The sequence below is a fragment of the Neisseria sp. P0022.S010 genome, from assembly GCF_051956635.1.
Genome location: NZ_JBQCXF010000261.1, coordinates 1 through 4,019, shown reverse-complemented (window position 1 = coordinate 4,019; position 4,019 = coordinate 1). Strand labels below are relative to the sequence as shown.

Below are 4,019 nucleotides of genomic sequence, written 5' to 3'. Positions count from 1 at the left end.
CTATAAAACTTTAGGAATGGTATGGACAGGTGTGGCATTGGCCTTTGCTTCTGCACCTGCCGTTGCCGATGATATGGATGTATTGGGACAATTTTTGGAACAAAATTTCCCAGTGCAAAATGACCCGATGGAAGCTTTTGCGTTGAGTCATGCCGACCAAGTCGAAGCTCAAGCCGCTTTGGCAGGTCCTTTGCTGTCTTCGCAATCTGCTTTGATTTTCAATAATAAAACCGGTGAAGTGCTGTATCAGAAAAACCCTGATCGTGTCATGCCGATTGCCTCTATTTCCAAATTGATGAGCGCGATGGTGGTGTTGGATGCGCATCTGGATATGAACGAGCCTATCACGATTACTGAGGCTGAAATCGACCGTCTGAAAGGTACGGGCAGCCGTTTGAGCATCGGCACGACACTGACACGCGGCGAACTGTTGCACCTGAGCCTGATGAGCAGTGAAAACCGTGCCACCCATGCGTTGGGCCGTACCTATCCGGGTGGTATGAGCGCGTTTGTTGCGGCAATGAATGCCAAAGCACAAAGCCTGGGCATGACCAGCAGCCGTTTCTATGAGCCTACCGGTTTGAATTTCCAAAACGTTTCAACTGCACGCGATTTGAACCGCATGGTTGCGGCAGCCAGCAAATATCCGCTGATCCGCAAAAATTCTACTTCAAATTATGGCTCGGTTTGGACGGCAAATGGTCGTCAAAACTACAAAAACTCCAATGCCTTGGTGCGTGAGGGCAGCTGGAATATTGAATTGCAGAAAACCGGCTATATCCGCGAGGCAGGACGTTCTATGGTGGTTAAGGCCAATGTACAGAATCAGCCGATTACCATCGTATTGCTCAACTCTCCGTCTTCCACAACACGCGTGAACGATGCGCGTAAGATTGAGTCTTGGATGTTGCAGCGCCGCTCTTAAATATTGCGCTTAAAGGCCGTCTGAAACCGTTCAGACGGCCTTTTGTGTAAAGTGTATTAAATTTGGGTACAATGTCGTTACATTAATTTTAAAACACAGAGAGAAAACATGTTGAAAAAATGGAATAAAAAATATTGGGCCGGCATGGGAGTGATTTTGGCGTTGACCGGCTGTACTTCTGTAGCAGATATGGTTGGCTACGATACCGCGACTTTAAATGAAGATGCGGCTAAAAGTTACACACAAGTCATTCAAAAAGCGCGTGGTCAAAAAGCTTTGGATGTTTCATCTCCAACTGCTCAACGCGTTCAACGTGTGTTTGCACGTCTGCGTCCTCATGCTGAGCGCGCCAACAAAACCGGCGTGCCCTTCAACTGGCAGATGAACGTTATCCGCAGTGATGAAATGAACGCATGGGCAATGCCGGGCGGTAAAATGGCCGTGTACACCGGCATAGTAGAAAAATTGAAGCTGACTGATGATGAAATTGCCGCCGTTGTCGGCCATGAAATGACCCATGCTTTGTTGGAACACAGTAAAAAAGCTTTGGGCGGACAAGTATTGACCGGCTTGGGCGGTTCGATTTTGGCCAGCTCAACCGGTGTGGATGGTGATTTGGTCGGCTTGGGTGCAGATTTGTTGGCAACCAAACCGTTCTCACGTTATCAGGAAAGCGAAGCGGATGCCGGCGGTGTGCGTTTGATGGCTGAAGCAGGCTACAACCCTGAGGCAGCGGTAAGCGTGTGGGAAAAAATGAACAAAGTACAGGGCGGCAGCTCATTGGCTATTTTGTCGACTCACCCGACCAATCAGGCGCGTATCAATGCAATCCGCAAAATGTTGCCTGAAGTGATGCCGATTTATCAGAAAAACAAACGTTAATTTGACGTATTGATGATTTTGCCGGTTTGAACAGATGATTCAAACTGGCAAAGTTTTATGGTTTCAGCCTGACAGTTTGGCAAATTTATCCCAATTTGCCTGAACGTAGGCTGCTGCGGTTTCCAAGTCTTCGTCGGCAACATCATAATAATCGCCGTCAAGCTCTTCAAAATCGGGAAAAGCTTTGCGGATTTCGTCGAAATCCCTTTGCTCGTCTGCCATTTTTTCAATGGCTTCGCCGTGTTTTTCGTACAGGGCTTTGGCTTTGTCTAAGATTTTCGGTATCGGCTTGATGCGCCAGCGGCGCAGGCTGTCGGCAACCGGATTGCCGAAGATGTATTCTCCGTATCCTGAAGCGATAAGCTGTACAAAGCCGCCTTCTTGAACCTGGCTGTCGAGGTAGCAAAGGGCAGTCAATGTATGCTGTTCGTCGTTGAGGCCGGACATTTCCTCGTCGCCTGCCTGTTCGGTGTGGTCCAAATAGGCTGCGCTGAGTGTATAAAGAAATGAAGCGTAATCGGAAGTATCGAAATCTTGAAGGCGGAGCAGGGTCGTCATAATCATCAAAGGCCGTCTGAAAAAAGTGATTATATAATGTTTTCAGTCTGAACCTAGCGGCCGTTTTGCTTTACAATATCGGAAGATAAGAAAACATAGTGAGGAACCAAACCATGAGTACACAGACTGAAAAAAACGTTGTAGTCATCAAGCCGCAGGATTTGCCGCTGCATTGCTCCGGCCCTAATCATGAAACGTGGAACGGCCATCCGCGTGTGTTCTTGCCGATTCAGTCCAACAGTGAGATTGAATGCCCGTATTGCGGCACTTATTACCGTCTTGATGGCGAGATTCCGCATCACCATTACTAATCTATGCCTATGTTGAACAAAATCATCTGCGCTTTGTGCGTGAGTTTGTGCGCTGCGTGCGGTTCTTATAAGGCCGTGCGCCCTGACGCGCCGTTACCTGTCATTGCACAAGCGCAGACGTATTCTGTCCGTTATCAATCCGCACAAGGCCGGACGATTACTGCAATTTATATCAACAGCCACAGCCCGATGATGGTTGAGCTGCGTGAAGGCAATACGGTTGAAAAACTGGTGCAAGTCCGCTTGCGCAGTCAGGGCGTCGAGTACGCCAATCCAAGCTCGCGTTGGCAGATCGGCGATGGGTTTGCCGTACTGATTCGCGGTGGGAAAGAAGTTGTATTTAAAGAGATTGTGGAATAGGGCGGTTTAGCCTTTAGCCAAATATTTGATTAAAGGTTTGGGCAAACCATAATCCGCCAAATGTTCCAATGATACCCAAAGGCCGTCTGAAAGATGTTCAGACGGCCTTTGTTGCGTCTGAAAAGGGGTAATCATCAATAAACGGTGGGTCAGGCGGTGGGTAAACGTGGTTTGTTCTTCAAGGCCGTCTGAAACAATGCCGAAGTGTTCGGCGTAAGTATACAAATCGTCTAATTTTTCAAAACAGGGTACGCAATACAGACCGCCCCAAATGCCTTTGGCAGGGCGTTTTTCAAGCAATAATGCGCCGTCAGTGTGATGAATAATCAGCCAATAAAGCGGTAGGGTTTGCACTTCGGGAGCAGTTTTTTTGCGGGGCAGCTCGTCAATGCGGTTTTGTTTTTTTGCTTCGCAGATCTCTGCCATAGGGCATTGATGACACAAAGGTTTTGTCCGTTTACAGACGGTTGCGCCCAAATCCATCAGCCCTTGTGTATAGGCAGGCATATCGGCGTTTTCAGACGGCAGCAGGCTTTCGGCAAGCGTCCAAAGCGAGTTTTCAAATTTTTTGTCTTGCGGATTGCCATCTTGGGCAAATACACGGCAGAGAACACGTTTGACGTTGCCGTCCAAGATGGTTTCGAGTCGGTTGAAAGCAAAGGCAGAAATGGCGGCGGCGGTACTTCTGCCTACGCCGCAGAGCGTCTCCAAGTCTTTGCGCTCGGATGGAAAGATACCGCCGAATTGTCCGACGACTTGTTGCGCTGCTTTGTGCAGGTTGCGTGCTCGGCTGTAATAGCCCAAGCCTGCCCACAAGGATAAAACCTCGTCTTGCGGCGCGGCGGCCAGTGATTGCACGGTTGGGAATTTGGCTAAGAAACGCGGATAGTAGTCCAATACGGTAGCAACCTGCGTTTGTTGGAGCATGATTTCTGAAAGCCAGACGGAATAAGGGTCTTTGACCTGCCAAGGCAAGTCGTGAC

6 protein-coding genes are annotated in these 4,019 nt (G+C 48.8%); 4 read left to right on the top strand and 2 right to left on the bottom strand.

Features of this window, described 5'->3' with window-relative positions:
* Positions 1-16 precede the first annotated feature (16 nt).
* Together ACTHUT_RS14895 and ACTHUT_RS14890 are read left to right on the top strand one after the other, a co-directional pair.
* A complete protein-coding gene (locus ACTHUT_RS14895; RefSeq protein WP_371440889.1) occupies positions 17-925 on the top strand; it encodes a serine hydrolase in 909 nt (302 codons plus the stop codon).
* Between the two features lie 108 nt (positions 926-1,033).
* Positions 1,034-1,807, top strand: coding sequence for a M48 family metallopeptidase (locus ACTHUT_RS14890; protein WP_070749039.1), 774 nt, complete (start codon positions 1,034-1,036; stop codon positions 1,805-1,807).
* Positions 1,808-1,870: 63 nt separating this feature from the next.
* Here the strand turns inward: ACTHUT_RS14890 and ACTHUT_RS14885 are convergent, their stop codons facing one another.
* Positions 1,871-2,365 carry a DMP19 family protein gene (locus ACTHUT_RS14885; RefSeq protein ID WP_070749092.1) on the bottom strand — a complete coding sequence of 165 codons (495 nt, stop codon included), beginning with the start codon at positions 2,363-2,365 and terminating at the stop codon, positions 1,871-1,873.
* A gap of 113 nt (positions 2,366-2,478) precedes the next feature.
* On the opposite strand from ACTHUT_RS14885, the gene ACTHUT_RS14880 reads away from it, so the two are divergent.
* Together ACTHUT_RS14880 and ACTHUT_RS14875 are read left to right on the top strand one after the other, a co-directional pair.
* Positions 2,479-2,676, top strand: a complete 198-nt coding sequence (locus tag ACTHUT_RS14880; protein ID WP_003686023.1) for a zinc-finger domain-containing protein — start codon at positions 2,479-2,481, stop codon at positions 2,674-2,676.
* Between the two features lie 3 nt (positions 2,677-2,679).
* A complete protein-coding gene (locus tag ACTHUT_RS14875) occupies positions 2,680-3,036 on the top strand; it encodes a hypothetical protein (protein WP_036473192.1) in 357 nt (118 codons plus the stop codon).
* 6 nt (positions 3,037-3,042) lie between these two features.
* On the opposite strand, the gene mutY is transcribed toward ACTHUT_RS14875, so the two are convergent.
* Positions 3,043-4,019, bottom strand: a 977-nt coding sequence (gene mutY, locus ACTHUT_RS14870; RefSeq protein WP_440418974.1) for an A/G-specific adenine glycosylase, incomplete at its 5' end; no start/stop codon positions are given.

Coding starts and splice junctions, on each gene's coding strand:
- ACTHUT_RS14880 (WP_003686023.1), top strand. CDS start 2,479: ATGAGTACACAGACTGAAAAAAACGTTGTAGTCATCAAGCCGCAGGAT.
- ACTHUT_RS14890 (WP_070749039.1), top strand. CDS start 1,034: ATGTTGAAAAAATGGAATAAAAAATATTGGGCCGGCATGGGAGTGATT.
- ACTHUT_RS14885 (WP_070749092.1), bottom strand. CDS start 2,365: ATGACGACCCTGCTCCGCCTTCAAGATTTCGATACTTCCGATTACGCT.
- ACTHUT_RS14875 (WP_036473192.1), top strand. CDS start 2,680: ATGCCTATGTTGAACAAAATCATCTGCGCTTTGTGCGTGAGTTTGTGC.
- ACTHUT_RS14895 (WP_371440889.1), top strand. CDS start 17: ATGGTATGGACAGGTGTGGCATTGGCCTTTGCTTCTGCACCTGCCGTT.